This is a genomic window from Actinophytocola algeriensis, from assembly GCF_014203735.1.
GTDB lineage: Bacteria > Actinomycetota > Actinomycetes > Mycobacteriales > Pseudonocardiaceae > Actinophytocola > Actinophytocola algeriensis.
The window spans coordinates 14,053-39,259 of record NZ_JACHJQ010000016.1 but is presented as its reverse complement, the minus strand read 5'-3'; the positions used below and the strand labels follow the sequence as shown (position 1 = coordinate 39,259).

The following is a 25,207-nucleotide window of genomic DNA, read 5'->3' as shown; positions in this document are numbered from 1 at the left end:
GCCACGTGCGCGGACATCGTGCGGCGCCTCCTGGCCGGCGACACCGTCGACGAGGACCACGTGGTCACGGTGCGGGCGGCACGGCTGTACACCCGGCCCACGGCGAGCCCGCCGCTGTTCGCCGCGGCGATGACGCCACAGACCGCGCGAGAGGTCGCGTCGTGGGCGGACGGTCTCATCACGGTCAACGCTCCCCGGGACGCGCTGCGGCAGATCCTCGACGCGTTCCGCGACGGCGGCGGGGAGGGCAAACCCGTGCACCTGCAGGTGCACCTGTCGTGGGCGGAGACCGACGAGGAGGTGCGGGCCCAGGCCATGGACCAGTGGCGCCTCAACGCCCTACCACCGGCGCTCACCGAGGAACTGGAGCTGCCGGAGCAGTTCGACGCGGCCACCGAGCACGTGCCGAGCGAGGCGCTCGAGAGCAGCGTCCTGATGTCCGCCGACCCCGGCCGGCACGCCGAGGTGCTGGCCTCCTACGCCGAGCTGGGCATCGAGCGCGTCTACCTGCACCAGGTGGGTCGCGACCAGGAACGCTTCCTCGACGTGTTCGGCGACCGCGTGCTGCCCCAGCTCCGCTGACCTGGTGGCACCTGCCGTCCGATCAGTGGTCCGGTGAGCACAGTCCGGTCAGCGCGTCCGCCGTCGGCTGGCGGCTGCCGCTCCCGCGAGCAGTGCGACAGTGGCGGCACGTCGGACGGCTGTCCGCCGCCTGCCGTGCCAGCCCCCGTCGGCCGAGCCGGAGCCGTCGGCGGAGGGTTCGTGGAGGTTGCCCGCCGTGTGCGGTGCCTGCTGCCGGCGGGAGAGGTGGGTCTGGTTCACCTGGACGGCCATCAGCTTCTCGGTCAGCCCGGGTGTCAGCTTCGCCATCATCAGCAGGTTGCGTCCCATCGGGCCGACGACCACCTCGCGGCGGGGCAACCGGACCAGGTTCACGATGCCGCGCGCGACCCGTTCCACGGGGTACACCGGTGGCATCGCGATCGCCCGGCGGCCGGTGTAGTTGGCGGCGTGCTGGAACAGCGGGGTGTCGATGCTCGCGGGGAGCACCGAGCACACCGCGACGCCGCGCACCCCGGCGACCCGAAGCTCCTGGCGCAGACTGGTGCTCAGTGCCCGGACCGCGGCCTTCGACATGCCGTAGACGTGGGTGTAGGGCTGGGGTATCGCGGCGACGATCGAGGACACGTTGACGAGCACGCCCCGGCGTTGTCCACGCATGACGGGCAGGGCGGCGCGCGCTCCGTGCACGTAACCCATCACGTTCACGTCCAGCACGCGCCGGAAGTCCTCGAGCGGAACGTCCTCGAACGGGCTGAAGACGGTGACGGCGGCGGCGTTGACCCACACGTCGATCCGGTCGAACCGGTCGAGTGTGCGCCCGGCCAGCCGCTGCACCGCCTCCGGATCGGTCACGTCCGTCGGGACGGCGAGAGCCTGCCCGCCCCGGGTCGTGCACTCCTCGGCGACCTCCGCCAAGGCCGTCTCCCGCCGGGCCGCCAGGACGAGGGAACAACCTCGGTCGGCGAACGCGAGGGCGGTCGCCCGTCCGATGCCACTCGACGCCCCGGTTACCACGACCACACGATTCCTCGCCCGCATGGGCTCGGACATACCCAGCGCTCTCCGCGCCAATCCGGCTCAACGCCTCCGGTACCGCCGCATGACCTGGGCTTCGGGTGACATCGGTGGCGCGGACAGCTCAGCCTGGGAACCTCTGCAGCGCCTCCTGCTCGGTGGGGAACACAGGCAGGAGCTCGTGCAGCCCGGTCACGGTGATCGGCCGGATCACCGCTCGGTCGGTGGCGACCACGCGTAGCTGGCTGCCGAGTTCGGCGTAGCGCTCCCCGTACTCGACGAGGGCTGACAGGCCTGCGGACGCGAGGAACGTGACTCCGGTGAGGTCGACCAGCACCGGTACGGGTGGCGACAGGAGCGCCTCGGCGGCACGCAGCTGCTCCACGAGAACCGGTGTGGTGAGCATGTCCACTTCGCCGTGCACCCGGAGGATCACCGTGTGGTTGTCGATGTCCCGCACCCACATGATGTCGGTCGAGTCATGGGAAGGCGTCTGGAAGGCCTGCCACTGAACACTCCACTCCGCCGGGAGGCGATGGTTGTCCAGGCTGGTTGCTCAACCCGCAAGATGCATTGAACTCTACTCTGCGTAGGACAGTCAGCGCCGGTGACACCACTTTCGTGGTCAGGGCGAGGTTATGGGCGAGGGGCCGCGGCGGTCGCTGCCGTACCGACTGTTACTGGCCACCCGGCTGGCGCACGTGGTGCGGGTGATCCATGTTTGCGCGAAAGACGGCGGCGAGGATCGAGAAGGCGTTCCTCGACGTCCCCTTTGTCTCAGCCGCCTCGACTACTCGCTGCGGACCAGGACCGGTCCACCCGATCGGGTGTTTGATTTCCCTGGGGCGGGGCAATTTCCTTTGGGCCGTCCATCACCGAGTGGACGGTCAAGGTCCCGCCGGTTGAACACACAGACGGCGGGACTTCTCCTCTTCGCCCGGCCCAACCACTGCACTTCGACCGTCGGCCGACGCGGCCCGGTGGGGCCGACCTCGATCTCGTGTTCGCGCTGTGGCGAGATTCCCGCGCCGGTCGCACCGGTGACGGCGTCCGGCACCGGTGACGAGCTGCGGTGATCGCGAACGGCATGCAGTTCGGCGGCTCGTCGCTGGTCATCCGTCGTGCTGCTGGTTGAGGGCGGTCATGGTGTCGCGGCACAGTTGGAGCTCCTCCCGGGGCTGCACGACGAGCACCGGGACCGTGGCGTCCGACGGGCTGACCAGGCCGTCGCCGTCGGTGGTGGAGGTCAGGTCGGTGGGGATGCCGAGCAGTGACAGGCCTTCGACGATGCCGGTCCGGACTTCTGGTTGGTCCCAGCCGATCTCGCCGGTGAACACGAGTGCGTCGATCCGGGGTAGGGAGGTCGCGGCGGCGGCGAGTTCGCGGCGGACCCTGTGGGTGAACACGCGCAGTGCGAGGTCGGCGGTGTCGTCGCCGTCCGCGGCGGCGGCGACCAGGTCGCGGGTGTCGTCGGAGCGGCCGCCGGACAGGCCGAGCAGGCCGGACTCGTGGTTGAGGCCGTCTTCGAGGGTGTCGGCGTCGAGTCCGCCGTGACGCAGGAGCCACAGCAGCATGCCGGGGTCGACGCTGCCGGACCGCTTCGCCATGGGCACGCCCTCCAGCGGGGTGAAGCCCATGGAGGTGTCGACGCTGCGGCCCTCGCGCACCGCGCAGACCGAGCAGCCGCCACCCAGGTGGGTGAGGAGCAGGCACAGCTCGGTGGATGACCGGTCGAGGATGCGGGCGGTGCGGTCGAGCGTCCAGCGGTAGGACAGGCCGTGGAAGCCGTAGCGGCGCAGGCCGTGCCGTTCCCGCCACGCCAGGGGGAGTGGGTAGGTGGCGGCGACGTCGGGGAGGTCGGCGTGGAAGGCGGTGTCCGGGCACAGCACGTGCGGTACGTCCGGCAGGCGCTCGCGCAGCTTCTCGAGGAGGCGCAACGCGGGTGGCAGGTGCAGCGGCGCCAGCGACTCCGCACGCCGGGCGGCCGCCACGGCGTCCTCGTCGACGACGGCGGCGGCGCGCAGGTCGGGGCCGCCGTGCACGAGGCGGTGCCCCACCGCGGCCACGTCGCGGTCCGCCTGGTCGAGGAGCTTGTCCAGCACCTGCCCGGCCTCGTCGGAGTCCGGTGGCTGCTCGACCTCCACGGCGTCGCGCACCCGCTCGGTGCCGGCATCGACCAGGTGCGCCTTGAGGCTGCCGGAGCCGGCGTTGACGGTCAGGACCGTGGTCACGCGCCCCACCGCCAGTCGGTGATCTCGGCTGGGTCGACGCCGTCGCGGTGGGCGGCGGCACGTAGCTCGTCCCGCTCCGCGAGCAGTTCGTCGGCGAGCTGGTCACCGCGGCCTGAGCGGCGCAGGGTGTCGGCGGCCAGGTCGTGGCGGCTCATGCCGTTGCTGACCAGCAGGTCGTACGGGGTGGTGGTGGTTCCTTCCTCCTGGTAGCCGTGGACGTGGAACCGCTGCGTGTCCGGCCTGCCGTGCAGCACCTCGTGCACCGCTGAGGGGTAGCCGTGGAACCCGAACACCACCGGTGTGCGCTGCCCGTAGCAGGCGGTGAAATCGGCCTCGCTCATCCCGTGCGGGTGCCGGGTGTCGGGTGCGAGGCTCAGCAGGTCGACGACGTTGACCACCCGCACGACGAGGTCGGGTGCTCGTTCCCGCAGGATCGACGCTGCCGCCAGCACCTCGACGGTGGGGATGCCGCCGGCGCACGCGAGCACGACGTGCGGGTCGCCGGTCCCGTTGCCGGCCCACTCCCACACGCCCGCGCCCGCCGCGCAGTGGCGTTCCGCGGTGTCGAGGTCCAGCCACTGCGATCCGGTGTTCTTGCCGGCGATCACCAGGTTGATCCGGTCGGTGGAGGTGAGGCAGTGCCGCAGGGTGACCAGCAGGGTGTTGGCGTCCGGCGGCAGGTAGACGCGTGCGACGGAGGCCTTCTTGGTGAGCAGGTTGTTCAGGAAGCCCGGGCCCTGGTGGCTGTAGCCGTTGTGCTCCTGGCGCCACCCTTCGCTGGTCAGCAGGTAGTTCGCGCTCGCGACGGAGGCCCGCCACGGCACCTCGCCCGCGATCTTGAGGAACTTGGCGTACTGGTTGACCATGCTGTCGACGATCGAGGCGAACGCCTCGTAGCAGGGGAACAGGGCGTGGCGGCCGGTGAGCAGGTAGCCCTGCAGCCAGCCCTGGCACAGGTGCTCGGAGAGGACCTCCATGACCCGGCCGCCGGGGGCGAGGTGCTCGGCGTAGCCGGGCACCGGCCAGGTGAACGCCCGGTCGGTGGCCTCGAGGAGCGCGTCGAGCTTGTTGGAGGCGAGCTCGTCCGGGCACAGCACGCGGAAGTCGCGCTGGTCCTCGGTCGCGGACATCAGCTCGGCGAGCCACGTCCCCGTCGTGCCGGTGGGGCTCGCCGAACCAGCGCCCGGGGCCGGCACGTCGACGGCGAACCGTGCGACGTCGGGCAGTGGCAGGTCGCGGCGCAGCTGCCCGCCGTTCGCCTCGGGTACCCGGCCCAGCCGCAGGTGCTCGGGCGGCAGGTCGGCGAGCAGGTCGTCGTGCGGGCGGCCGTCGTCGTCGAACAGCTCGTCAGGCCGGTAGGACCGCAGCCACCGCTCCAGCAGGGCGAGTTCCGCGTCGTCGTCGTGCACGCCGCCGAGGGGCACCTGGTGTGCGTGGAACGTGCCCTCCAGGGGCTGTCCCTCGGTGTCCTCGGCGGGCACGCCCCAGCCCTTCGGGGAGCGCAGCACGATCATCGGCCACACCGCCCGTTCCCCTGGCGTCCAGCGCTCCCGCACCGCCGCGATCTCGGCGTGCGCCAGGTCGAGCGTCTCGGCCAGCAGCGCGTCCGGGTCGTCGGTGGTCGTGACGTCGAGGACGTAGGGGGACCAGCCCGCGCCGGAGAAGTACGCGGTGAGTTCCTCGTCGCTCATGCAGCCGTAGATCGTCGGTGAGGAGATCTTGTAGCCGTTGACGTGCAGGACCGGCAGCACCGCGCCGTCGGTCCTCGGGTCGAGGAACTTGCTCGCGTGCCACGAGCCCGCGGTAGGGCCGGTCTCGGCCTCGCCGTCGCCGACCAGGCAGGCGACCGTGAGGTCGGGGTTGTCGAGTGCCGCGCCGAACGCGGTGGCCAGGGCGTAGCCCAGCTCGCCGCCCTCGTGGATCACCCCGGGCACCTCGGGGGAGAGGTGGCTGGGGAAACCGCCCGGCCAGGAGAACCGCCGCACCAGCTCCGCCAGCCCGTTACCGTCCCGGCCCAGCGCGGGGTCCAGCTCGGCGTGGGTGCTTTCCAGCCACAGGTTCGCGTGCACCGCGGGCGCCCCGTGCCCGGGGCCGGTGACGAGCAACGTCCGCCGCCCGGTCCGCCGCACCAGCCCGTTGAGCCCGGCGTAGAGGAACGTGATGCCGGGACAGGTTCCCCAGTGCCCCAGCAGCCGCGGCTTGAGGTGCTCGCGCCGCAACGGCTCGCGCAGCAGCACGTTGTCCTTCAGGTAGATCATCGCGGCGGCGGCGTAGTCGGCCGCACGCCGGTAGCGGCTGGACACGTCGGTGGCGGACCTCGCCGTGGTCGTCATGCGAGCCGGTTACCCCAGGTAGCCGCCACCATGCCCTGATCGACGGCGAATGAACCGCCCGGCGTCGGGTACGTCCCGGTGCATGGACACCACCAACACCGGCACCCGGTGCGAAGTGTGCGGCAACGACTACGACCTCGCCTTCGAGGTCCACGCGCAGGGTGCGGTGCACGTCTTCGACAGCTTCGAGTGCGCGATCCACAAGCTCGCCCCGATCTGTGAGCACTGCCAGTGCAAGGTGATCGGACACGGGGTGCAGGCCGGCGGGCAGTTCTTCTGCTGCGCGCACTGCGCCAGGCAGGCCGGCGCCGAGGAGATCCGGGACCGGGCCTGACCACCGCACACGCCGCGCGACCCGGTGAAAGAGGAACGACCATTGGCTTCACCAGAGGCATCACGACAGCTCGGCCGCGAGCCGTGGGTTCGTCTGGACTATCGCCGGTTGGGCCTGCCCGCGCCGGCGGTCTACATCCCGATCGCGGGGCTGGACCGCACCCTGTTCGAGGCGATCGGCTTCGTGCGTGCTCCCGGGCACGACCAGGCAGTACGGCTGCCGATCTCGCGCTACCTGGCCGTCGATGTCACGACTGATGCGCACGGCATGACGCTGATGGTCTTCAGCTGCCCGTTCGCGCCGACATCCGCGCCCGTGGCGACGGTCCGCCCCGATCTGCGGTTACGCGGCGACTACGACTTGAGCGCCGACGAGGTGTGGCAGAACGCTGCTTACACCGCGCGTCGCGTCATCCTCGCCGCCGGTCCGCTGGTGGCGGAGGTCACCCCCGATGTGCTGTCCCAGCGGGAGGTCATGGTCGTGGGTGCCGGGGTGACCGTGATGAAGTGACCCTTTGCCGGGTCGCTAGCCGGAGAGCCGTGCGCCCCATGTGGTGGTGGCGGTGTCGCCTGGTTCGAGGTGCCGCAATCGGTCGCCGGTGCGGAAGGCGTCTGGTGGGCAGGTCATGGGTTCGACGCCCAGGCCTCGTCGGCGGCGGTCGGGGACGAGGGTGTCGCCGGTGAAAAGCTCGATGATCGGGTAGGTGTGGTCGACCCAGAGTTCGGCGGTCGCGCCGTCGGTGCCCTGGAGGCGGACCCGGGCCCGGCCCTGGTCGTCCCGGGCGAGGTCGGTGAACGGGTAGTCGATGGCGAGGTCGCCGACCGGCCGGGGGCGGCGGAAGTCGTAGGGGGTGCCGTCGACCGGTTCGGTGCCGGTGGGGAGCTGGCGTTCGGGGTCGGTGACGATCCGGGTGGCGGCGTCGAGCTGGAGGTGGGCGTCGTCGATGTGGCCGGTGCCGGGGGAGAGGTAGGGGTGCTGGCCGCAGCCGTAGGGCGCGGTGGTGTCACCGGTGTTGGTCGCGGTGGTGGTGACGGTCAGCCCGTCGGCGGACAGGGCGTAGCGCACGGTCACCTCGAGGTGGAACGGGTAGCCCTGCATCGGGTGAATGTGGGCACCCACCGTCACCTCGTCGGCGCGGTGGTCCGCCACTTCCCACGGCCGCCAGAGCAGGAGCCCGTGGATGGCGTTGTTCTTCTCCGGTTCGGTCAGCGCGAGCTGGTAGTCGGTGTCGCCGAAGCGGTACTGGCCGTGGCCGATGCGGTTGGGCCAGGGGATCAGTGGTGCGCCGTGTGCGCCGTCGGCCATCGCGTCCGGTGGGTAGGGGTCCAGGACCGGCCGGTTCCGGTGGGTGTACTCGCGTATCCCGCCACCGACCTCGACGATCACGGCGTGCTGGTCGCCGCTGCCGATCTCGAACTGCTTCCCGGACGCGAGTGGCGCCATGCGGGTTCTCCTCCTGGGGTTCGGGGTGGGTCAGCTGAGGTCGAGGACGGTCTTGCCGGTGCCGTGCCCGGAGTCGAGGCGTTCGTGGGCGCGGCGGACCTCCTCGAGCGGGAGCACCTCGGAGATCACGGGACGCACCTGGCCGCGTTCGAACACGGGCCGCATCTCGTCGAGGCGGCGGCGTTCGCGGGTGAGCATGATGCCGTGCAGTTGCTGGTTGCGCTGGTAGAGCGGGGCGAGCTCGCCGGCGGGGGGGCGAGCACGGTGGCGATTCGGCCGAACGGGCGGGTGGCGGTCGCGCTGGTGACCAGGTTCTCGCCGCCGACGAGGTCGAGGACGGCGTCCACCCCGGACCCGTCGGTGTGGTCGAGGGCGGCGTCGACGACGTCCTGGGTCGTGTAGTCGATGGCGGTGGCGCCGAGGTCGGTGAGCAGCTGTTGGTCGTCGGTGCCGACGGTCGCGAGGACCTGCGCGCCCGCGGCTACGGCGAACTGCACCGCGAACGACCCGACGCCGCCCGCGCCCGCGTGGATCAGGACGGTCTCGCCGGGACGCACGGCCAGGCGGCGCACGATCGCCTCCCACGCGGTGCCGCCGGCGAGGGGGATCGCGACGGCCTCGGTGTGGCTCAGGTTGTGCGGCTTGAGCGCCACGATGTCGGCGGCGGCGACGTTGTAGTCGGCGTAGCTGCCGGCGCGGGAGTTCATCTCCGGGGTGTAATAGACCTCGTCGCCGGGGGTCAGGTCCGTGACACCAGCACCGACCGACTCGACCACTCCGGACACGTCGCCGCCGAGCACCGCGGGCAGGGGCAGGGCGGGGATGGCCTTGCCCTGGCGGATCTTGGCCTCCACCGGGTTGGTGCCCGACGCCATCACCCGGACGAGCATCTGCCCCGGCCCCGGTTGGGGTCGTTCGACCTCGCTGAGGGTGAGCACCTCCGGGCCGCCGAACTCCTCGATCACCACCGCACGTGCCATGGCCGTTCGGCTACCCGGCGCCGAACCCGCGAAACCGGTCAGAGCTGTGGTGTGCTTTGCTCGTCGCGGAGGGTGAGCCACTGCCAGCGGGTGAACTCGTCGAGGTTGACGAACGCGCCGAACCGACTGGTGCCGCCGGAGTCGCCGATGCCGCCGAACGGCGCGATGGTCTCGTCGTTCACGGTCTGGTCGTTGATGTGGACCATTCCGGCGTGTAGTAGCTCCCCGAACGCTCGGGCGCGTGCCGCGGATCCACTGTGGACACCGGCGACGAGGCGTAGGGGGTCGAGTTGGCCAGCCGGATCGCCTCCTCCTCGGTGCGGAATGTCGTCACCACCGCGACGGGCCCGAAGATCTCCTCGGTGAACGCCGGCATGTCCGGGGTGACACCGGAGAGCACGGTGGGCCGCATGAACAGGCCGTCGCGGGTGCCGCCCGCGGCGACGGTGGCGCCCGCGTCCCTGGTCCGGCCGAAGATGTCCTCGATGTGCTCCACCTGCGAGGAGTTGATGACCGGTCCGAGGTGGACGTCCTCGCGGGGGTCGCCGACGGTCAGGCTGTCCGCCCGCTCGGCCAGTGCGGCGACGTAGTCCTCGGCGATGGACTCGGCCACCAGGTGGCGGCCGACGGCCATGCACACCTGTCCCTGGTGGACGAAGCTGCCGAACGCGCCGGCGGCCGCGGCGGCCGTTACGTCGACGTCGTCGAGGACCACGAACGCGTTGTTGCCGCCCAGCTCGGACACCATCTTCTTGAGGTGCTTGCCCGCCGCCTCGGACAGGGTGCGGCCGACCGGGGTGGAGCCGGTGAACGAGATCATGCCGATGTTCGGGTCCTCGGCGACCGCCGTGCCCAGCTCGCTGCCCTTGCCGGGCAGCATGTGCAGCACTCCCGCGGGCAACCCGGCCTCCTCGAACACGCGCGCGATCACCACCCCGCAGCAGATCGCGGTCTCGCTCGCCGGCTTGAGCACCACGGCGTTCCCGGTCGCGAGCGCCGGTGCCACGGACCGCATCGCGAGCACCATCGGGAAGTTCCACGGCGCGATCACGGCCACCACCCCGTAAGGGACGCGCCGGGCGATGCTGATCCGCCGGGCTGGGTGGTGGGCAGCAGCGCGCCCCACGCGTTGCTGGGCAGTGCGGCGGCCTCGCGCAGTTCGTCCAGCGCGAGGTCCATGTCCAGCTGGGCCGCGCCCCTGGCTTTTCCGGCCTCCCGGACCAGCCAGGTGGTGATCTCGTCGCGGTGCTCGGCGAACAGCTCCGCCGCGCGCCGCAGCACCGCGGCCCGCTCCCGGTAGTCCGCAGCCGCCCACGCCCGGCCCGCCTCGGACGCCGCGGCGGCCGAGCGGGACAGCTCGTCGGCGGAAGCGGTGCCGACCTCCCCGAGGACATCCCCGGTCGCGGGTTCGGTCGACTGCATCGTCGCGCCGGTGTCGACCCAGCTGCCGGTGAAGACCTTCCCGGCCCACACGTCCTTGTCGAGCAGGCCCATGGGGCCCTCGTTCCGTAACGGATTCAACCGCTGTCCTCGCGCCGGGCCACGATTTCGGCCTGGTGCGGGTCGGCGCCCCGGTGCCGCTCGGCTATCGCCTTCCGGAGCTGTTCGGCGGACATCTCCGCATGTCCCTGGATGCCGACCTGATCAGCGCGCTGCCGCAGCCGCGCCAACTCCTCGTCGCTGACCGGCAGGGTCGGTCCGTCGTCGGATGAGTTCGTCATGGTTCACAGCCCAGGTAGGAGCTTGTCGAGGGTGACGGGGAGGTCGCGGACGCGGATGCCGATGGCGTGGTGGACGGCGTTGACGACCGCGGCGGCGGTGCCGACGATGCCGATCTCGCCGATGCCCTTGGTGCCCATGGGGTTGACGTGGGGGTCGTGCTCGTCGAGCCAGGTGGCCTCGATGTCGGTGACGTCGGCGCAGGTGGTGATGTGGTACTCGGCCAGGTCGTGGTTGACGACGTGGCCGTGGCGCGGATCGAGCACGCTGTTCTCGTGCAGCGCCATGGACAGGCCCATGGTCATGCCGCCGATGAACTGGGAGCGGGCGGTGCGGGGGTTGATGATGCGGCCGGCAGCGAACACGCCGAGCAGGCGCGGCACGCGGATCTCGCCGGTGTCGCGGTGGACGTGGGCTTCGACGAACTGGGCGCCGAAGGCGTACATCGCGTACTGCTCGGTGGCCGGGTTGTCCTCGGTGCTGCCGTCGGCCTCGGCACCGTCGGCGGGTGCGCTGCCGTGTTTGTCGCGGAAGGCGCGGGCGGCGTTGACGACGGCGGAACCCCACGTGGTCATGCCCGACGACCCGCCCGCGACGGACGCGACCGGGTAGCGGGTGTCGCCGATGCGCACCGACACGTCCTCGACGTCCACGCCGAGGGCGTCGGCGGCGATCTGGGCCAGGGTGGTCCACGTGCCGGTGCCCAGATCCGCCGCGCCGATCTCCACGACGTAGGCGCCCCGTTCGAACCGGATGGTGGCCGTCGACTCGGCCATCCGGTTGACCGGGTACACCGAGGACGCGACACCGGTGCCCACGTACCAGCCGTCCTCCTCCCGCGCGCGGGGCCGGGGATCGCGGTCGGCCCACCCGAAGCGGGCCGCGCCCTCGCGGAGGCAGGTGACGAGGTTGCGGCTGGAGAACGGGTGGCCGGTCTCGGGGTCGACGTCGGGTTCGTTGCGGATCCGCAGTTCGATCGGGTCGATGCCGAGGGCCTCGGCGAGTTCGTCCATGGCGACCTCGGGCCCGAACATGCCGGGGCACTCGCCGGGGGCGCGCATCCAGGACGGCGCGGGGACGTCGAGCGCGGCGAGGCGGTGGGTGGTGGCGCGGTTGGGGGCGGCGTACATCATGCGGGTGGGCACGCCGGTCTGCTCGGCGTACTCCTTCATCTTCGCGGTGTGCTCGACCACGTCGATCGCGATCCCGGACAGGTGGCCGATCCGGTCGGCGGCCAGGCGCATGCGCTGGATGGTCGGGGTGCGGTGCCCGGCGAGGGAGAACATCTGCTGGCGGGTGAGCGCGAGCTTGACGTGACGTCCGGGGACGGCGCGGGCGGCCATGGCCGCGAGGACGACGTGGACGTGCGGTTCGCCCTTGGAGCCGAACCCGCCGCCGACGTACGGGCAGATCACCCGGACGTGTTCCTTGTCGAGGTCGAACAGGTCCGCGAGCACGGCACGGGTGGGGTGGACGCCTTGCGTGGAGTCCCACACGGTGAGGTGCTCGCCGTCCCAGAACGCGGTCGTGGCGTGAGGTTCGAGCGGGTTGTTGTGGTACATCGCCGTGGTGTAGGTCTGCTCGACCGTGACCTCGGCGGCCGCCATCGCGACGTCGACGTCGCCGTCGCTGGTGTCGGTCTCGTAGGACGGGTTGACCTTCTCCGGCTTGTACAGGTCGTCCCGGTCCGCCGACAGCGCCACGTCGTGCGGGGCGGTCGAGCAGGTGACCTCGACGAGTTCGGCTGCTCGCAGGGCGGCCTCGGCGGTGTCGGCGACGACCAGACCGATCACCTGCCCGCGGAAGGCGATCTCCTGGTCCTGCAGCACGGCCAGCTCGCCCCCGTCGGTGTGCAGCGACTCGGCGGTGAACGGGGTGATGACCGCCCGCACCCCGTCGACCTGCCGGGCGGCGTCGGTGTGCATCGCCTCGACTCGGCCGCGGGCGACGGTGGTCTGCACGAGGCGGCAGTAGGAGGCGTTGGGGACGTCGGCCTCGTAGGCGTAACGGGCGCGGCCGGTGACCTTGTCCATGCCGTCCCGGCGGACCAGGTCGCGGCCGATGGCGACGGGGCGCAGCAGGTCGCTCATGACCGGGCTCCTTCGGTCAGGTCGCGCAGGGCGGCGACGATCGTCCGGGCGGCGAGGGTGGTCTTGAAGCCGTTGCCGCCGTCGACACCGTCCAGCGGGCGGGCGTCGGCGAGTTCCGCCGCGGCCGCCGTCTCGAAGGTCTCCTCGAGCGGTCGCGCGCCGCGGAGCACGGCCTCGGCGCGGTGGGCCCGCCAGGGCTTGTGCGCGACCCCGCCGAGGGCGATGCGCACGTCACTGATCCGATCGCCGTCCAGCTCGATCGCGGCGGCGACGCTGACCAGCGCGAAGGCGTAGGAGGCGCGGTCGCGCACCTTCCGGTACAGCGAGCGGCGGGCCATGGGCAGGGCGGGCAGGTCGATGGCCGTGATCAGCTCGCCGTGCGCGAGGGTGGTGTCCCGCTCCGGTGCGTCGCCGGGCAGGCGGTGCAGGTCGGTGAACGGGATCGTGCGTTCGCCGTCGGCACCGAGCACGCGCACGGTGGCGTCGACCGCGGCCAGCGCGACCGCCAGGTCCGACGGGTGCGTCGCGATGCAGTGCTCGGAGGCGCCGAGGATGGCGTGGTAGCGGGTGTAGCCGCCGTGCGCGCCGCACCCGGAGCCCGGTTCGCGCTTGTTGCAGGGGGTGGTCACGTCCTGGAAGTAGACGCAGCGGGTGCGCTGCAAAGGGTTCCCGCCGATCGTGGCCATGTTGCGCAGCTGCCCGGACGCACCGGCCAGCACCGACTGCACGATCAGCGGGTAGCGCTCGCGGGCCCGCCGGTCGGCCGTGAAGTCGCCGTTGCGGACCGCGGCGCCGACCCGCGGGCCGCCGTCCGGCAGGTCGGTGATCTCCGCCGAGGTGGCGCGGGTGATGTCGACGAGGGCGCCGGGGGTCGCGACACCGAGCTTGAGGTGGTCGACGAGGTTCGTGCCGCCGCCGAGGAACGCGGCGTCCGGGTCGTCCGCCACCAGCCGGACGGCCTCATCCGCGTCGGTTGGCGTGGCCAGGGTGAACGGTTTCACCGGACCTCCCCTGCCGCCTGCTCGATCGCGGGCACGATGTTGACGTAGGCGGCGCACCGGCACAGGTTGCCGGCCATCCGCTCGCTGATCTCGGCCTGCGAGAGCCGCGGTTCGGCGGTGAGGTCGGTGGTGGCGTGGCTGGGCCACCCGGCGGCGACCTCGTCCAGCATGCCGACCGCGGAGCAGACCTGGCCCGGCGTGCAGTAGCCGCACTGGAACGCGTCGTGGTCCAGGAACGCGCGCTGCACCGGGTGCGGGGTGTCCCCTTCGGCCAGTCCCGAGGCGGTGGTGACCTCGGCGCCGCCCACGGTGGCGGCGAGGACGAGACAGGCCAGCACCCGCCGCCCATCCAGCAGCACTGTGCAGGCACCGCACTGGCCGTGGTCGCAGCCCTTCTTCGGGCTAATGTTGCCCAGCCGGTCCCGCAGCGCGTCGAGCAGGGTGGTCCTCGTGTCCACGGTGAGGCGGTAGCCCTCGCCGTCCACGGTCAGGGAGATGGCGGCGTCCATGCGGTCAGCAGTTCCCGGTGCGGGCCCACCCAACCCCCGCGCCCGGTTTCCGTCGCCCGGACCCGGGAAGCCCCGTCCCCGGAACCCGCTGTGCGCGGACGTGGAGAGGGGTGGCCGGTGGCGCTGGTGCTGGCGTTCGGGATCGTGCTGCTGATCAGTGTGTCACTGTCGGGACTCGCGGCCAGGACCATCCTGTCGACCGCACTGCTGTTCCTCGCGGCGGGCGCGTTGCTCGGCCAGGGCGGGTTCGGCGTCGTCGACATCCCCTCCGACAGCCCGTTCGTCGCGGCGTTCGCCGACATCGCGCTGTTCACGGTGCTGTTCACCGACGGCCAACGCGCCTGCCTGCCCGCGCTGCGCGACGCGTGGCGGCTGTCGGGGCGGGCACTCGGGCTGGCCATGCCGCTCACGATGGTCGGCATCGCCGTCCCCGCCCACTTCCTCGCCGGGCTGGACTGGCCCACGGCGTTCCTCGTCGGTGCGATCCTCTCGCCGACCGACCCGGTGTTCGCCGCCGCGATCGTGGGCCGCGCGGACGTGCCGCTGCGGCTGCGGCGCCTGCTCAACGTCGAGTCCGGCCTCAACGACGGCCTCGCGCTGCCGTTCGTGCTGATCTTCCTCGCCACCGCCACCCACCACCAGCCACACCTCGGCACCGTCGCGCTGGAACTGCTGATCGGCCTGGCAATCGGCCTCGCCGTCCCGGCGGCGGTGACCCTGGCCTGGCGGTTGCCGGTCCTCACCGCCGAACCGCGGCTCCAGGCACTCGGCCCCCTGCGATCGGTGTGGTCGTGTACGCGGCCTGCGACCTCACCCACGCCAACCCCTACCTGGCCGCGTTCGCCGCGGGCTCGACGATGGCGAGCCTCGACCCGGTGGCCGCCGAACGGTTCGAACGCTTCGGCGACCTGCTGTCGGAGACCACCAAATTCGCCGCGCTGCTCGTGTTCGGAGCGCTTATCACCACGGACCGCATCGCGGACCTGTCGGTCGGGGACTGGGCGATCGCCGTGCTCGCCATCCTGGTGGTGCGACCGGCCGCCATGCTCCTGTCGCTGCTGCGCACCTCGCTCCCGTGGCAGCAGCGCACGGTCGCGGCCTGGTTCGGTCCCAAGGGGTTCGCCTCGGTCGTCTACGGCCTGCTCGCCGTCCAGGCGGGCATCCCGGACGCCCACCACGTGTTCGACCTCGTCGCGGTCACCATCGCACTCTCGATCGTGCTCCACTCGTCGACCGACGTGCCGATCGCCAAGGCCCTGCGCGTCGAACCCCCCGACAACCTGCCCGGCACCCCCGACGAGGGCGACCCCTCGACGCCCGCACATCCAGGTGACGAGACGCGTGGTCACAACCGGTGAGGGACGGCGTGGTGCCGGTTCAGATCAGATGGTCAGCTCGCCGGTCTGCACGAGTTTCTCGGCGAGCTCACGGAGCCTGACGTTGGCATGCTGGCTGGTGCGGACCAGCAGCGTGAACGCCTGCTCGGCGTTGATCTTGTAGCGTTCCATGAGGATGCCCTTGGCCTGGCCGATGATGTCGCGGGTGTGGACGGCCCGACCCAACTGCTGCTGTTGTTGTGCGTTGGACAGGGCGACCGCGGCATGGGCGGCGAACATCAGTCCGACCTGCTCGGACTCGTCGTCGAAACCGTGCTGCTCGGCCGAGTAGAGGTTGAGCGCGCCGAGGTCACGTTCGGTGACGAAGAGCTGGAAGGACAGCATGCTCGCCACCCCGAGCGCGCGTGCCCGTTCCGTGAACGCCGGCCACCGGCCCTCGGCCGCCAGATCCGGCATGCTGACGGTCTTGTGTTCGTACAGCGCGTCCAGGCACGGGCCCTGGCTGGTCTCGTACTGGGCCTGGTCGACCTTGCCGACGATGTCGTCGTCTCCGGCGACGGTCCGGACCTCCTGCCGACCGAGAACCATCATGATCCCCGCGTGCCGGGCCCCGGGGATGAGGGCCACCGCGCTGCGGACGATCTCGTCCAGTGTGTCCTGCGGATTGTCCTGGTCGTGCAGTGCCCGCGCCACGTCGGTGAGCTGGACCGCGATCTCGTTCCACCGACCGCCGTCCAGCGCGGCGTCCTCCTCGTGGCCGGTGCGCACACGATCGTCATCGCTCATGTCGGCGGGCACGACGTGTCAACTCCCTCCGTCCGATCACGAGCCTTCCCTCGTCGTGATCACACACCATAGGCCACCGACACTCCGGTCGTCAGACGACGGAGGTCAGGACCAGAAGGGTTGTCGCATGCCGAGGGCCCGGTTGAGGGCGACGGACAGGAGGGTGACCAGGCCGACGCTGGCGGCGATGGCGAGCAGTTCGTCGGTCGAGATGAGCGCGACCGACAGGGCGGCGGTGCCGATGAGTGCTGGGGTGAGGCCTTCTAGATGACCGGTGGGTGGTCGGTGAGCTCGAACACCACAAGGCACCCGGCCCCGGGCCAGCAGCGCGACACCGTGGCCGATCAGTGTGCGGTCGTGCCTCGTGTTCGGGGGAGAGGCCTACGAGCCGACGTATCGCCGACGGGGCTCAACGCGGTCGCTCCGCCGGGACCGCCACGTTCGCGAGGGCGCTGCGGGATCCGGCGCTGCTGGTGGTGATCACGCTGAAGCTGCCGTCGGTCTCCAGGACCACGGCGTCGACGGTGTCGAGGTCGCCGATGCCCTGTGCACGGACTGCTGGTGCACCTCGTCCTCGGTCACGCGGTGGGCGCGCAGTGCTTCGGGCAGGAGTCGGCCTCGGTGGAGGAGGTAGGAGGGCTGTGACTTGACCGCCTTCCTTACGGTGGACGACCGGGCCGCGAGCCACGCGACCAGGAACTGCAGGACCACGAGGACGGCCAGTGCGGTAACGCCTTCCAGGAGGGCGACCTGTTGGGTGAGCAGGATGGTCGCGAGGGTCGACCCCAGGGCGACGGTGACCACGAGGTCGAAGGCGTTCATCTTCGCCAACGTCCGTTTGCCGGACAGGCGGAGCGCGACCACTACGGCCAGGTAGGCGAGGGCGCCGAGAAGGGCGACGCGGCCGACGCCGGACCAGCTGTCGAAGAACATCGTTGGCTCACTCCGGAACTGGTTCGGTCAAGGGCGGGGTGGAGGGGCGTTCCCGGTGGGGGTCGAGGTGTTGTCGTTCCCGGGAGGCGGAGGTGGTGGTGTGGCTCCCGGTGAGCTGGCGGGCGCTGTTGATCAACCCGACCATGCTGAACGCCTGCGGGGTGTTGCCGACCTGTCTGCCGGTGGCCGGGTCGTACTTCTCGCTGAGCAGGCCGACGTCGTTGCGCAGGTCGAGCAGCCTGTCGAACAGCGCCCGCGCTTCCTGGTGACGGCCGGTGCCGGCGAGACCGTACTCGCCCCGCGCGATCTCCTTGTCCGTGCCGCACACACCCAATGCCAGGCCCTCCGCCAGCACCGCGCCTCACCCGGGTGCGGTTCCGGTACCTCGGCGACCTGCTGGGTCCGCTCTGACCGGGTTCGACCGTCGATGCACGCATCCTGCCGGACTACCCGACGTCCGACGGCCTACCCCCTCGGGGAACGGGATCGTCAGGCAACCGCCAGGTAGTCGCGCGGTTCACCCGGCTCGGGACCGGGTAGGCCCGGAAGCGCAGGCGGAGCCAGGAAGGCATCTCGGAACGTCACCGACAGAGGAGAGCCATGACCAGCACGACCATGCCGATGCTCGAGACCTACCCCGCGGAGATCAACCTGGACCGTGCGAAGCTCGCGGCCACGATCGACGCCATCGTCGCCTGCGCTGCGGCCTGCACCGCCTGCGCGGACGCCTGCCTCAGCGAGAAGTCGGTCGCCGACCTGACCAAGTGCATACGGACCAACATGGACTGCGCGGACGTCTGCGCCGCGACCGCACGGGTGCTGTCCCGGCACACCGGCTACGACGCCAACATCAGCCGCACGCTGCTGGAGACCTGTGCCACCGTGTGCAAGTCCTGCGGCGACGAGTGCGGATCGCACGCCGGGATGCACGAGCACTGCCGGATCTGCGCCGAAGCGTGCCGGGCATGTGAGCAGGCCTGCCGCGACCTGCTCGCCACCATCAGTTGAGAAAGGACGGACCCTGTGCCACACAGCTTGCCGGAGCAGTGGCTCAGCTCCTGTACCGGGATGGGTCACAACTCCCCGAAGGTGTGAGGTTTCCACACGGGTCGCATGGCTGGCATACGTCGAGGGCCCTCGGGCACGCCGGTGCCATGGCTGAACAACCAGGGAACCAGACCCCGAACACCCTCGACGTCAACGAGACTGACCTGCGGGAGATGAAGGTCGACGAGCTGCGGTCCAAGGCCTGGGAACTCGACGTCTTCGGTGTCTCCGACCTGCGCAAGGAGGAACTCGTGCACGCCGTCGGCGGCCGGGGTGGCGGTGGGGACGACACCGGTGGCGGTGGGGGCGGCGGTGTGCGCACTGACCCCGGCACGTCGAAGTCGCTGAAGTACTCCCAGGAGATCACCTCGACCGACGACGACCCGGAGCGCCGGCCGCAGCCTGGTGACCACCGGCCACGACGTGATCCGGCAGTGGGCGGAGCAGCGTGACGCGGTGCCGGCAACGGTGGAGGGCACCGAGCACGGTGACCACCCCGGGGTGCTGCGGTTCGACTTCCCCGGCTACGGCGGGGACAAGTTGCGCCAGGTCGACTGGGACGAGTGGTTCGCCACGTTCGACCAGCGCCGGCTGAACTTCATCTACCAGGAGGAACGCAGCGACGGCTCACCCAGCAACTTCTTCCGCCTGGAGAACCCTGACCGCGAGGACGCTTGACGGAACGTGCGCCGCTGTCCGGTCGGGATGACGAGCCGGTCGCGGCCAGGCCCTCACGCGGTCCTCGGTTTCCTGAACGGCGCGCTGGCTCGCGGGTGCGAGTTTCAGGACCAGATCGGTTGTCGTACGCCGAGGACCCGGTTGAGGGCGACGGCCAGGACGGTGACCAGGACGACGCCGGCGGCGATGGCGAGCAGTTCACTGGTCGAGGTGAGCAGGCCGAGGCTGACGATCAGCGTGGTCGCCCCGGCCGGTGGGTGCGGGCAGCTGAGGAGCCGCAGGACCAGTGCGGTGAGCGCGACTGACAGTGCGGCGGCGCCGATGCGTGCCGGGGTGAGTCCCTCCTGGATCACCGGTGGGTGGTCGGTGAGCCCGAACACCACGAGACAACCCACTCCGGCCAGCAGTGCGACACCGTGGCCGATGAGGGTGCTGCGGGGTGTCGCGGACTTGTGGGTCGGGGACTCGAAGAACAGCATCACGGTCGGGCCGAGGCTGGGGAACAGGTAGGGCTGTTTCACGAGCAGCCCGATCGCGCCGGCCGCGGCCAGGGCGACCAGGCAGAGGGCGAAGGCGTAGCCCGCGGCGCCCAAGCGACCCGCGCGGCGTTCCGCGGCGCCCAGGGCACCGCCAGGGTCGTCGGCCATCAGCTCACCTCGCCGCGATCAGGGCCTGGGGTGCGCTCTGCTTGATGCGAGTGCGCAGCCACCCCAGGTGGCGGGTGGTGTCCTGTTCCGCGGCACTGACGATGTCGAGCAGTTCGTGGTCGCGCAGCCCTTGGGCGGCCTGCCCGACGACGGTCCAGGTCATCTCGGTGAGCGAGGTGAGCATGTACAGGTCCTGGAGGTCGCGCAACAGGCCGACGGGGCCGGTGCGATGGACTCGAGGCCGGTGGCGTGCAGGCGTTCCGGTTCCTGTTCGCGGTGCTCGCCGTAGCGTTCCACCACGGGGCCGAGCTGTGCCAGCTGGTCGTCGATCCGGCCGGCGAGCACCGCGCAGGTGTGGGCGACGTCCGGTTCCTCGCGGTGGCCGCAGCCCACCTCCCGATAGGCGTCGGCAAGGGTCTCCAGTGACGTGTGCAGCAGGCCGAGGTAGGTCGCCAGGTGCATCGCTCACGCCTCCCTGGTCGCGGGCTGGGGCACGTTCGGGACGTGACCGGGGGTGGGTGGCGATTCCGGCGGTTCCGCCACGTCGATGTCCTCCCGCACGTCGTCATCGCCACGGGTCGGGGGAACGGCCGATCCGTCGGCGGGGGCCGACGCGGTCGTGGTGGGTGCGGGCGCCGGGCTCCGGCCGTCGGCGACCTTCTCGACCCGGACGGCCGCGAGCTTGAACAGCGGTTGCTTGGAGACCGGGTCCCACTCGGTGATGGTCAGCTCGTTCGCGGCCCGCGTGTGGTCCTCGCCGGCGGTGTCCCAGTAGCCGAAGTGGAAGGGGAGGAAGACCACGCCGTCGCGTCCGCGGCCGATGCGGGCGGGGGCCTCGACGGTGCCGCGCGGGGAGGTCACGCGGACCACGTCCCCCTCGGTGACCCCGAGTTCGGCGGCGTCGTGGGCGGACAGCTCGACCCACGGGCCGGGCGCGGCCCGGTGCAGCCGCCGGGAGCGGCCGGTCTTGGTGCGGGTGTGGAAGTGGTAGGCGGTGCGGCCGCTGGTGGCCAGCAGCGGGTGCTCGTCGTCGGGGCCTTCCGGCAGCGGCAGGTACGGGGCGGCCTTGAGGAACGCCCTCCCGTTGGGCCGCATGGCTTTGTACCGGTCGGGTTCGACCGCGCCGCCGGTGATCAGGTCGTGGCCGAAGGCCTCGCACACGGTCGGGTCGGTGGGGAACACGCCGTCGGCGTAGAGCCGGTCGCAGCCGTCGGGGTGGTCCTCGTCGCAGGGCCACGGGATGCCGCTGCCACCGCGCAGCTTGTCGTAGGACAGCCCGGTGTAGTCGCAGGGCCTGCCGCGGCTGCACTCCTGCCAGGCCCGGAACGCGCCCTCGGGGTCGGACCACCGGATCAGGGGGTTGCCGTCCTTTGTCGCGGAAGTCCATGCGTCGCGCGTAGTCGAGGAAGATGTCCAGGTCGCTGCGTGCCTCGCCGGGCGGTTCGACCGCCTTCTCCGACAGGTGCACGGTGCGGTTGACGTTGGTGAAGCTGCCCTGCTTCTCGCCCCACAGCGCGGCGGGCAGGACCACGTCGGCCAGCTCGGTGGTCTCGGTGGTCTCGGTGACCGTCCTGCGCGACGACGAACAGGTCCTCGCGGCGCAGGATGTCGCGGATGCGGGACAGGTCCGGCAGCGAGACCGCGGGGTTGGTCGCGGAGATCCACAGGAACTTGATGGAGCCTTGTTCGGCGTAGCGCCAGATCTGCATGGCGTGGGTGGGCGGCGCCCAGTGCGGGATGGTGAGGGGGTCGACGTTCCACAGGCGCGCCAGCTCGTCGATATGGTCGGGGTTGCTCCAGTTGCGGAACCCGGGCAGGTCGCCGTCGGCGCCGCACTCGCGGGTGTTCTGCGCGGTCGGCTGTCCGTTCATCTGCAGGACCCCGCAGCCGGGCCGGCCGATCAGGCCGCGCAGCAGGTGCAGGTTGTTCACCTGGCAGGACGCGGCGGTGGCCTGGTGGGACTGGTAGAAGCCCTGCAGCACGGTCGACAGGACGCGGCCGGAGGTGCCGAAGATCTCCGCCGCGCGCCGCAGGTCCGCCGCGGGGACCCGGCAGATCTCGGCGGTGTGCTCGGGGGTGTAGGGCGCGACGGTGGCCGCGAGGTCGGCGAAGCCGAGGGTGTGGGCGCCGAGGTAGTCGTGGTCGACCCAGTCGTGCTCGATCAGTTCGCGCACCAGGCAGTTCATCAGCGCCTGGTTAGTGCCGGGCAGCGGTGCCAGGTGGACACCCCCGGACTCCACCGCGGCCTCGGCGACCTTCGCGCGGCGCGGGTCCACCGCCACCACCACCGGCCGGTCGGGTCCGTGCAGCCGGTCGAGCACCCGGGCCCACAGCACTGTTTGGGTCTCGGCCATGTTGTGCCCGAACAGGAACAGTGCGTCGCAGGACTCGATGTGGGTGTAGCTGCCGGGCTGGCCGTCGGAGCCGAAGCTCTCCTTCATCGCCGCCGCGGCGGTGGCCGTGCACAGCCGGGTGTTGCCGTCCATGTGCGGTGTGCCGAGCCCGGCCTTCCCGATGACGCCGAGGGTGTAGTACTCCTCGAGGAACAGCTGCCCGCTGGTGTAGAAGCCGTGCGAGAGCGGGCCGGTCTCGTCGAGCAGCTGCCGCGAGCGCGCCACGATCCGGTCCCATGGCGGTGTCCCAGTCGGACTCCACGAGCCTGCCGCCCTCGCGCACCAGCGGGCGGGTGAGCCGGTCGCGGTCCTGCCACTGCCACGACCCGTACAGCCCCTTGGGCCCGAGCCGCCCGTGGTTGACCACGTCCCCCGCACGGCCACGCACGCCCACCATCCGGCCGTCCTTCACCGCGATGTCGCACGCGCACCCGTTGCTGCACAACACGCACGCCGACTGCACCCACCGGTCCACATCGGACTCGTCGAGGCCCTGGTCGAGGTGCTGGTCAACCCGCACCGGCCAGGGGGTGTCGCGGGCGTGCGGTGTCCGGGCGCCCCAGATGTCCGCGATGCGGTCTGCCACAGGTCCTCCCGTTACTTGGCGCGGGCCTTGGCGGTCTTCTTCTTGTTCGCCTTCTGGAGCGCGTCCACGAGTTCCTGCTTGGTCATCGACGAACGACCGGGTACGTCCAGCTGCTTGGCGAGGTCGTAGAGGTGCTGCTTGGACGCGTTGGCGTCCACGCCGCTCGCGGTGCTGGTGCGCTTGTCGCCGGCGCCGCGCTTGGCCTGCTTGTCCGAGGGACCGCTCTCCTGCTTGGGCTCCCAGTGGTCGCCGACCTTCTCGAAGGAGTGCTTCAGCGCCGCGAACGCGGTCTGGTGCGCTCGTCGGCCCTCGCCGTAGGTCTCCACCGCGGAGTCGTGCGCCTTCACCCACGTCCGCTGCGCCTTCTTCGGCGAACGCCGCAACGTGTCCGGCATGGCCTCCTCGCCCGGCATGGTGATCTCCCGTCGCCACTCGATCAAGACGCCGTCGGGTTTCCCACCCTCCGTGGTTCAAACCTCCGCGAGGGCGTGTTTCCGCTGCTCCGACAGGTGAAGTCGAACCAAACACGCGAAATTCGCAACCAGGACAGGACCAGGCTTCGGCCAGCGACGTCGTCGACCGGGTTCAACCGGTGGCGGGTGGGTAGGCCCTGCGGCACGGAAGTCCGCCGTCGAGGAGGGTCCCATGTCGTTGGACGTGGTGCACGAGTTCACCGGACCGATGCCGACCGGGGTCAGCGTCTCGCACACCGGCCGGATCTTCGTCAACTTCCCCAAGTGGGGTGACGAGGTGCCCGCGACGGTGGTGGAGCTGCGGGACGGCCAGGAGATGCCGTTCCCCGACGAGCGGTGGAACTCGCCGTCCTCGGACGACGACAGCGAGGCCTTCGTGTCGGTGCAGAGCATCGTGGTGGACCCCGCGGACCGGCTGTGGGTGCTCGACACCGGCAGCCCGATGTTCCAGCCGACCAAGCCGGGCGGCCCGAAGCTCGTGCGGGTCGACCTGGACACCGACACCGTCGGGCAGGTCATCACGTTCCCACCGGACGTGGCGCTGGAGACGACCTACCTCAACGACGTCCGGTTCGACCTGCGGTGCGAGGCCGGGGTCGCGTTCATCACCGACTCGGCCGACTCCGGACGCAACGGGATCATTGTGGTCGACCTGGCGTCGGGGGAGTCGTGGCGGCGGCTGCACGACCACCCGAGCACCAAGGCCGAGCCGCTCGCCGTCTTCCGGCCTGTCGTGGAAGGCCGGCCGTTCCTCGAGCGCCCGGATGACGGCGAGGCGAAGCCGGTCACGATGGGTGCGGACGGCATCGCCATCGCCGCGGACGGCGCACGGTTGTACTACTGCCCGCTGGCGTCCCGGCGCTGGTACAGCGTGCCCACCGAAGCCCTCGTGGACCGCTCGCTGACCGACGACCAGGCGGGGGAGCAAGTGGTCGGCGAGGGTGACAAGGGCGGCGGTGCGGATGGCCTGGAAACCGACGACAAGGGCAGGCTGTACCTGACGAACTACGAGCACAACGCCGTCCTGCGCCGACTACCCGACGGCACGTTCGAGACCGTCGCCCACGACCCGCGACTGCTGTGGCCGGACACCATGTCCGTTGCCGACGGGTACCTCTACGTCACCGCCAACCAGCTGCACCGCCAGGAGAAGTACCAGGGCGGCAAGGATCTGCGCGAGAAGCCCTACCACCTGTTCCGCGTACCCATCGATGCCGGAGCCGTCCGGCTCCGCTGATCAGGACGCTATTCGTCATCACCAGCTGAGGAAGGAGAGACGACCATGTCCGCCCATGCCGGCGACAAGGCACAGAAGACCGGGGTGTTCCACTGCGCGAAGTGCGACGAGAAAGTCTCGGTGCAGGAAGGCGAGAAGATTCCGAAGTGCCCGAACGGCCACACCGAGTTCAACAGCCGTACCCAGGAGCCGGGCAACAAGTGATGGCGACGTCACTGATCACGTGAACCGGATTTCCGCGGCGAGCACTCGTCGACGGGAGGAAAGACCTGGGGTGTCGCCACGGCTTCGGCCCAGAGGCGGTGGAACGCCTCCCTCCGCGTCATCCCGGTTGGCTGGCCGCACCCGTCACGGTCCGGTGACTCCGGGTCGTGGCCCACCATGCCGCACAGCGCCAGGAACACGACCTCAGCCATCTCCCATCGGAGGGGTACGTTCAAGCCCACCAGCATTCGCCGTACGGTCTCCTTGCTTACGGTGGCGGGCAACCCGTGCTCGGGGGAGATCCATCCTTCGATCGCCGTGAGGGAGGGGTGGCCGGCCTGCTCGTAGTAGGAGAACAACGCGACCACCAGGCGCCGCCGCGGCCCGGCAGGCAGATCGGGCATGGAGATCGATGACATGGCTCGGCCTCCGTACCAGATCACTGGGCAACTGCTCTCGACCATTGTGTTCGTGCCCCGCCGCCACTGCGTGGTGAGCAGGAGCCGAGAGGGAACGCCCTCCGGTTACGACCGCCGGGACGGGTAGCCGACGGAAGGGCGCCACCCGACGACGTAAGGAGTGAGCATGTCATCTCCAGGTGGATCCGCTGGCCCCATCGCGCAGGTGGAGGTCGGCATGCGAGTGGTCGACAGCGACGGTGAACAGGT

Annotated in this window: 27 protein-coding genes and 4 pseudogenes; 10 read left to right on the top strand and 21 right to left on the bottom strand. The window is 70.9% G+C overall.

Going from position 1 to position 25,207, the window contains the following annotated elements:
• Window positions 1-18 precede the first annotated feature (18 nt).
• Window positions 19-582, top strand: coding sequence for an LLM class flavin-dependent oxidoreductase (locus tag FHR82_RS44290; RefSeq protein ID WP_221465086.1), 564 nt, complete (start codon window positions 19-21; stop codon window positions 580-582).
• Window positions 583-630: 48 nt separating this feature from the next.
• On the opposite strand, the gene FHR82_RS44285 is transcribed toward FHR82_RS44290, so the two are convergent.
• From FHR82_RS44285 to FHR82_RS44270, 4 genes are all read right to left on the bottom strand, one after another.
• Window positions 631-1,602: an SDR family oxidoreductase gene (locus tag FHR82_RS44285; RefSeq protein ID WP_184816718.1), complete on the bottom strand. Its 972-nt coding sequence runs from the start codon at window positions 1,600-1,602 to the stop codon at window positions 631-633.
• Between the two features lie 100 nt (window positions 1,603-1,702).
• Window positions 1,703-2,038 (bottom strand): STAS domain-containing protein, encoded by a 336-nt coding sequence (locus FHR82_RS44280; RefSeq protein ID WP_184816717.1) that lies wholly within the window; start codon window positions 2,036-2,038, stop codon window positions 1,703-1,705.
• Window positions 2,039-2,690: 652 nt separating this feature from the next.
• On the bottom strand, window positions 2,691-3,809 hold the full coding sequence (locus tag FHR82_RS44275) for an acetate/propionate family kinase (RefSeq protein ID WP_184816716.1): 1,119 nt from the start codon (window positions 3,807-3,809) through the stop codon (window positions 2,691-2,693).
• Window positions 3,806-6,142, bottom strand: a complete 2,337-nt coding sequence (locus FHR82_RS44270) for a phosphoketolase family protein (RefSeq protein WP_184816715.1) — start codon at window positions 6,140-6,142, stop codon at window positions 3,806-3,808. The genes FHR82_RS44275 and FHR82_RS44270 overlap by 4 nt, the downstream gene beginning before the upstream one ends.
• Before the next feature lie 82 nt (window positions 6,143-6,224).
• Between FHR82_RS44270 and FHR82_RS44265 the strand changes: the two genes are divergently transcribed.
• Window positions 6,225-6,476, top strand: coding sequence for a metallothionein (locus FHR82_RS44265; RefSeq protein ID WP_184816714.1), 252 nt, complete (start codon window positions 6,225-6,227; stop codon window positions 6,474-6,476).
• A 24-nt stretch (window positions 6,477-6,500) separates the two neighbouring features.
• Window positions 6,501-6,986, top strand: a complete 486-nt coding sequence (locus tag FHR82_RS44260; RefSeq protein WP_184816713.1) for a hypothetical protein — start codon at window positions 6,501-6,503, stop codon at window positions 6,984-6,986.
• Between the two features lie 15 nt (window positions 6,987-7,001).
• On the opposite strand, the gene FHR82_RS44255 is transcribed toward FHR82_RS44260, so the two are convergent.
• The 8 genes and pseudogenes from FHR82_RS44255 to FHR82_RS44225 all read right to left on the bottom strand — a co-directional run bounded on the left by FHR82_RS44255 (window position 7,002) and on the right by FHR82_RS44225 (window position 14,218).
• Window positions 7,002-7,919, bottom strand: a complete 918-nt coding sequence (locus FHR82_RS44255; RefSeq protein WP_184816712.1) for an aldose 1-epimerase family protein — start codon at window positions 7,917-7,919, stop codon at window positions 7,002-7,004.
• Window positions 7,920-7,949: 30 nt separating this feature from the next.
• Window positions 7,950-8,117 (bottom strand): zinc-binding dehydrogenase, encoded by a 168-nt coding sequence (locus FHR82_RS48230; protein ID WP_376706503.1) that lies wholly within the window; start codon window positions 8,115-8,117, stop codon window positions 7,950-7,952.
• The gene (locus tag FHR82_RS44250) at window positions 8,045-8,899 is read right to left on the bottom strand and encodes a zinc-binding dehydrogenase (protein ID WP_376706502.1); all 855 of its coding nucleotides are present in this window, start codon (window positions 8,897-8,899) and stop codon (window positions 8,045-8,047) included. Before FHR82_RS44250 ends, FHR82_RS48230 begins: the two co-directional genes overlap by 73 nt.
• A 38-nt stretch (window positions 8,900-8,937) precedes the next feature.
• Window positions 8,938-10,393, bottom strand: a pseudogene (locus FHR82_RS44245) (aldehyde dehydrogenase family protein).
• A gap of 23 nt (window positions 10,394-10,416) precedes the next feature.
• Complete coding sequence (locus FHR82_RS44240) at window positions 10,417-10,620, bottom strand: hypothetical protein (protein WP_184816711.1); 204 nt, start codon at window positions 10,618-10,620, stop codon at window positions 10,417-10,419.
• 3 nt (window positions 10,621-10,623) lie between these two features.
• Window positions 10,624-12,708, bottom strand: a complete 2,085-nt coding sequence (locus FHR82_RS44235; protein WP_184816710.1) for a xanthine dehydrogenase family protein molybdopterin-binding subunit — start codon at window positions 12,706-12,708, stop codon at window positions 10,624-10,626.
• Window positions 12,705-13,709, bottom strand: coding sequence for an FAD binding domain-containing protein (locus tag FHR82_RS44230; RefSeq protein ID WP_184816709.1), 1,005 nt, complete (start codon window positions 13,707-13,709; stop codon window positions 12,705-12,707). Before FHR82_RS44230 ends, FHR82_RS44235 begins: the two co-directional genes overlap by 4 nt.
• Entirely contained in the window at window positions 13,706-14,218 is a 513-nt protein-coding gene (locus tag FHR82_RS44225) for a 2Fe-2S iron-sulfur cluster-binding protein (protein WP_184816708.1), read from the bottom strand. Before FHR82_RS44225 ends, FHR82_RS44230 begins: the two co-directional genes overlap by 4 nt.
• Window positions 14,219-14,308: 90 nt before the next feature.
• Between FHR82_RS44225 and FHR82_RS47110 the strand changes: the two are divergent.
• Both FHR82_RS47110 and FHR82_RS47105 read left to right on the top strand, forming a co-directional pair.
• Window positions 14,309-14,887: pseudogene (locus FHR82_RS47110) on the top strand (cation:proton antiporter domain-containing protein); the annotation flags it as partial.
• A 122-nt stretch (window positions 14,888-15,009) separates the two neighbouring features.
• The gene (locus tag FHR82_RS47105; RefSeq protein ID WP_311771591.1) at window positions 15,010-15,576 is read left to right on the top strand and encodes a cation:proton antiporter domain-containing protein; all 567 of its coding nucleotides are present in this window, start codon (window positions 15,010-15,012) and stop codon (window positions 15,574-15,576) included.
• A gap of 24 nt (window positions 15,577-15,600) precedes the next feature.
• Here the strand turns inward: FHR82_RS47105 and FHR82_RS44215 are convergent, their stop codons facing one another.
• From FHR82_RS44215 to FHR82_RS47100, 3 genes are all read right to left on the bottom strand, one after another.
• Entirely contained in the window at window positions 15,601-16,341 is a 741-nt protein-coding gene (locus tag FHR82_RS44215) for a GAF and ANTAR domain-containing protein (RefSeq protein ID WP_184816707.1), read from the bottom strand.
• 480 nt (window positions 16,342-16,821) lie between these two features.
• Window positions 16,822-17,274: a DUF421 domain-containing protein gene (locus tag FHR82_RS44210; RefSeq protein ID WP_225943836.1), complete on the bottom strand. Its 453-nt coding sequence runs from the start codon at window positions 17,272-17,274 to the stop codon at window positions 16,822-16,824.
• A 7-nt stretch (window positions 17,275-17,281) separates the two neighbouring features.
• The gene (locus FHR82_RS47100) at window positions 17,282-17,629 is read right to left on the bottom strand and encodes a glycoside hydrolase family 15 protein (protein ID WP_184816753.1); all 348 of its coding nucleotides are present in this window, start codon (window positions 17,627-17,629) and stop codon (window positions 17,282-17,284) included.
• A gap of 245 nt (window positions 17,630-17,874) precedes the next feature.
• Between FHR82_RS47100 and FHR82_RS44200 the strand changes: the two genes are divergently transcribed.
• The 3 genes from FHR82_RS44200 (at window position 17,875) to FHR82_RS45505 (ending at window position 18,999) form a co-directional block, all read left to right on the top strand.
• On the top strand, window positions 17,875-18,282 hold the full coding sequence (locus FHR82_RS44200; RefSeq protein ID WP_184816706.1) for a four-helix bundle copper-binding protein: 408 nt from the start codon (window positions 17,875-17,877) through the stop codon (window positions 18,280-18,282).
• Between the two features lie 146 nt (window positions 18,283-18,428).
• The gene (locus tag FHR82_RS45510) at window positions 18,429-18,773 is read left to right on the top strand and encodes a Rho termination factor N-terminal domain-containing protein (RefSeq protein WP_221465084.1); all 345 of its coding nucleotides are present in this window, start codon (window positions 18,429-18,431) and stop codon (window positions 18,771-18,773) included.
• A gap of 4 nt (window positions 18,774-18,777) precedes the next feature.
• Window positions 18,778-18,999: a hypothetical protein gene (locus FHR82_RS45505; protein ID WP_221465083.1), complete on the top strand. Its 222-nt coding sequence runs from the start codon at window positions 18,778-18,780 to the stop codon at window positions 18,997-18,999.
• A 104-nt stretch (window positions 19,000-19,103) separates the two neighbouring features.
• On the opposite strand, the gene FHR82_RS44190 is transcribed toward FHR82_RS45505, so the two are convergent.
• The 5 genes and pseudogenes from FHR82_RS44190 to FHR82_RS44175 all read right to left on the bottom strand — a co-directional run bounded on the left by FHR82_RS44190 (window position 19,104) and on the right by FHR82_RS44175 (window position 23,038).
• Window positions 19,104-19,646, bottom strand: a complete 543-nt coding sequence (locus FHR82_RS44190) for an HPP family protein (protein WP_184816705.1) — start codon at window positions 19,644-19,646, stop codon at window positions 19,104-19,106.
• A gap of 4 nt (window positions 19,647-19,650) precedes the next feature.
• Entirely contained in the window at window positions 19,651-19,830 is a 180-nt protein-coding gene (locus tag FHR82_RS47890; RefSeq protein ID WP_311771590.1) for a hypothetical protein, read from the bottom strand.
• Window positions 19,806-20,108: a hypothetical protein gene (locus tag FHR82_RS44185; protein WP_311771589.1), complete on the bottom strand. Its 303-nt coding sequence runs from the start codon at window positions 20,106-20,108 to the stop codon at window positions 19,806-19,808. The genes FHR82_RS47890 and FHR82_RS44185 overlap by 25 nt, the downstream gene beginning before the upstream one ends.
• 3 nt (window positions 20,109-20,111) lie before the next feature.
• Window positions 20,112-22,625, bottom strand: a pseudogene (locus FHR82_RS44180) (molybdopterin oxidoreductase family protein).
• An 11-nt stretch (window positions 22,626-22,636) separates the two neighbouring features.
• Window positions 22,637-23,038, bottom strand: a complete 402-nt coding sequence (locus FHR82_RS44175; protein WP_184816746.1) for a ChaB family protein — start codon at window positions 23,036-23,038, stop codon at window positions 22,637-22,639.
• Window positions 23,039-23,270: 232 nt separating this feature from the next.
• Here FHR82_RS44175 and FHR82_RS44170 point away from each other — a divergent pair, with 232 nt between their 5' ends.
• Window positions 23,271-24,335, top strand: a complete 1,065-nt coding sequence (locus tag FHR82_RS44170; protein ID WP_184816704.1) for an L-dopachrome tautomerase-related protein — start codon at window positions 23,271-23,273, stop codon at window positions 24,333-24,335.
• A gap of 39 nt (window positions 24,336-24,374) precedes the next feature.
• Window positions 24,375-24,539: pseudogene (locus FHR82_RS44165) on the top strand (zinc ribbon-containing protein); the annotation flags it as partial.
• Window positions 24,540-24,547: 8 nt separating this feature from the next.
• Here FHR82_RS44165 and FHR82_RS44160 read toward each other — a convergent pair.
• Entirely contained in the window at window positions 24,548-24,958 is a 411-nt protein-coding gene (locus FHR82_RS44160; protein WP_184816702.1) for a hypothetical protein, read from the bottom strand.
• Window positions 24,959-25,207: the final 249 nt, after the last annotated feature.

Coding starts and splice junctions, on each gene's coding strand:
- FHR82_RS48230 (WP_376706503.1), bottom strand. CDS start 8,117: ATGCTCACCCGCGAACGCCGCCGCCTCGACGAGATGCGGCCCGTGTTC.
- FHR82_RS44235 (WP_184816710.1), bottom strand. CDS start 12,708: ATGAGCGACCTGCTGCGCCCCGTCGCCATCGGCCGCGACCTGGTCCGC.
- FHR82_RS44270 (WP_184816715.1), bottom strand. CDS start 6,142: ATGACGACCACGGCGAGGTCCGCCACCGACGTGTCCAGCCGCTACCGG.
- FHR82_RS44175 (WP_184816746.1), bottom strand. CDS start 23,038: ATGCCGGGCGAGGAGGCCATGCCGGACACGTTGCGGCGTTCGCCGAAG.
- FHR82_RS44250 (WP_376706502.1), bottom strand. CDS start 8,899: ATGGCACGTGCGGTGGTGATCGAGGAGTTCGGCGGCCCGGAGGTGCTC.
- FHR82_RS44240 (WP_184816711.1), bottom strand. CDS start 10,620: ATGACGAACTCATCCGACGACGGACCGACCCTGCCGGTCAGCGACGAG.
- FHR82_RS44170 (WP_184816704.1), top strand. CDS start 23,271: ATGTCGTTGGACGTGGTGCACGAGTTCACCGGACCGATGCCGACCGGG.
- FHR82_RS44285 (WP_184816718.1), bottom strand. CDS start 1,602: ATGCGGGCGAGGAATCGTGTGGTCGTGGTAACCGGGGCGTCGAGTGGC.
- FHR82_RS44185 (WP_311771589.1), bottom strand. CDS start 20,108: ATGCACCTGGCGACCTACCTCGGCCTGCTGCACACGTCACTGGAGACC.
- FHR82_RS44190 (WP_184816705.1), bottom strand. CDS start 19,646: ATGGCCGACGACCCTGGCGGTGCCCTGGGCGCCGCGGAACGCCGCGCG.
- FHR82_RS44225 (WP_184816708.1), bottom strand. CDS start 14,218: ATGGACGCCGCCATCTCCCTGACCGTGGACGGCGAGGGCTACCGCCTC.
- FHR82_RS44210 (WP_225943836.1), bottom strand. CDS start 17,274: ATGTTCTTCGACAGCTGGTCCGGCGTCGGCCGCGTCGCCCTTCTCGGC.
- FHR82_RS44200 (WP_184816706.1), top strand. CDS start 17,875: ATGACCAGCACGACCATGCCGATGCTCGAGACCTACCCCGCGGAGATC.
- FHR82_RS44265 (WP_184816714.1), top strand. CDS start 6,225: ATGGACACCACCAACACCGGCACCCGGTGCGAAGTGTGCGGCAACGAC.
- FHR82_RS44160 (WP_184816702.1), bottom strand. CDS start 24,958: ATGTCATCGATCTCCATGCCCGATCTGCCTGCCGGGCCGCGGCGGCGC.
- FHR82_RS44215 (WP_184816707.1), bottom strand. CDS start 16,341: ATGAGCGATGACGATCGTGTGCGCACCGGCCACGAGGAGGACGCCGCG.
- FHR82_RS44255 (WP_184816712.1), bottom strand. CDS start 7,919: ATGGCGCCACTCGCGTCCGGGAAGCAGTTCGAGATCGGCAGCGGCGAC.
- FHR82_RS45510 (WP_221465084.1), top strand. CDS start 18,429: ATGGCTGAACAACCAGGGAACCAGACCCCGAACACCCTCGACGTCAAC.
- FHR82_RS47890 (WP_311771590.1), bottom strand. CDS start 19,830: ATGCTCACCTCGCTCACCGAGATGACCTGGACCGTCGTCGGGCAGGCC.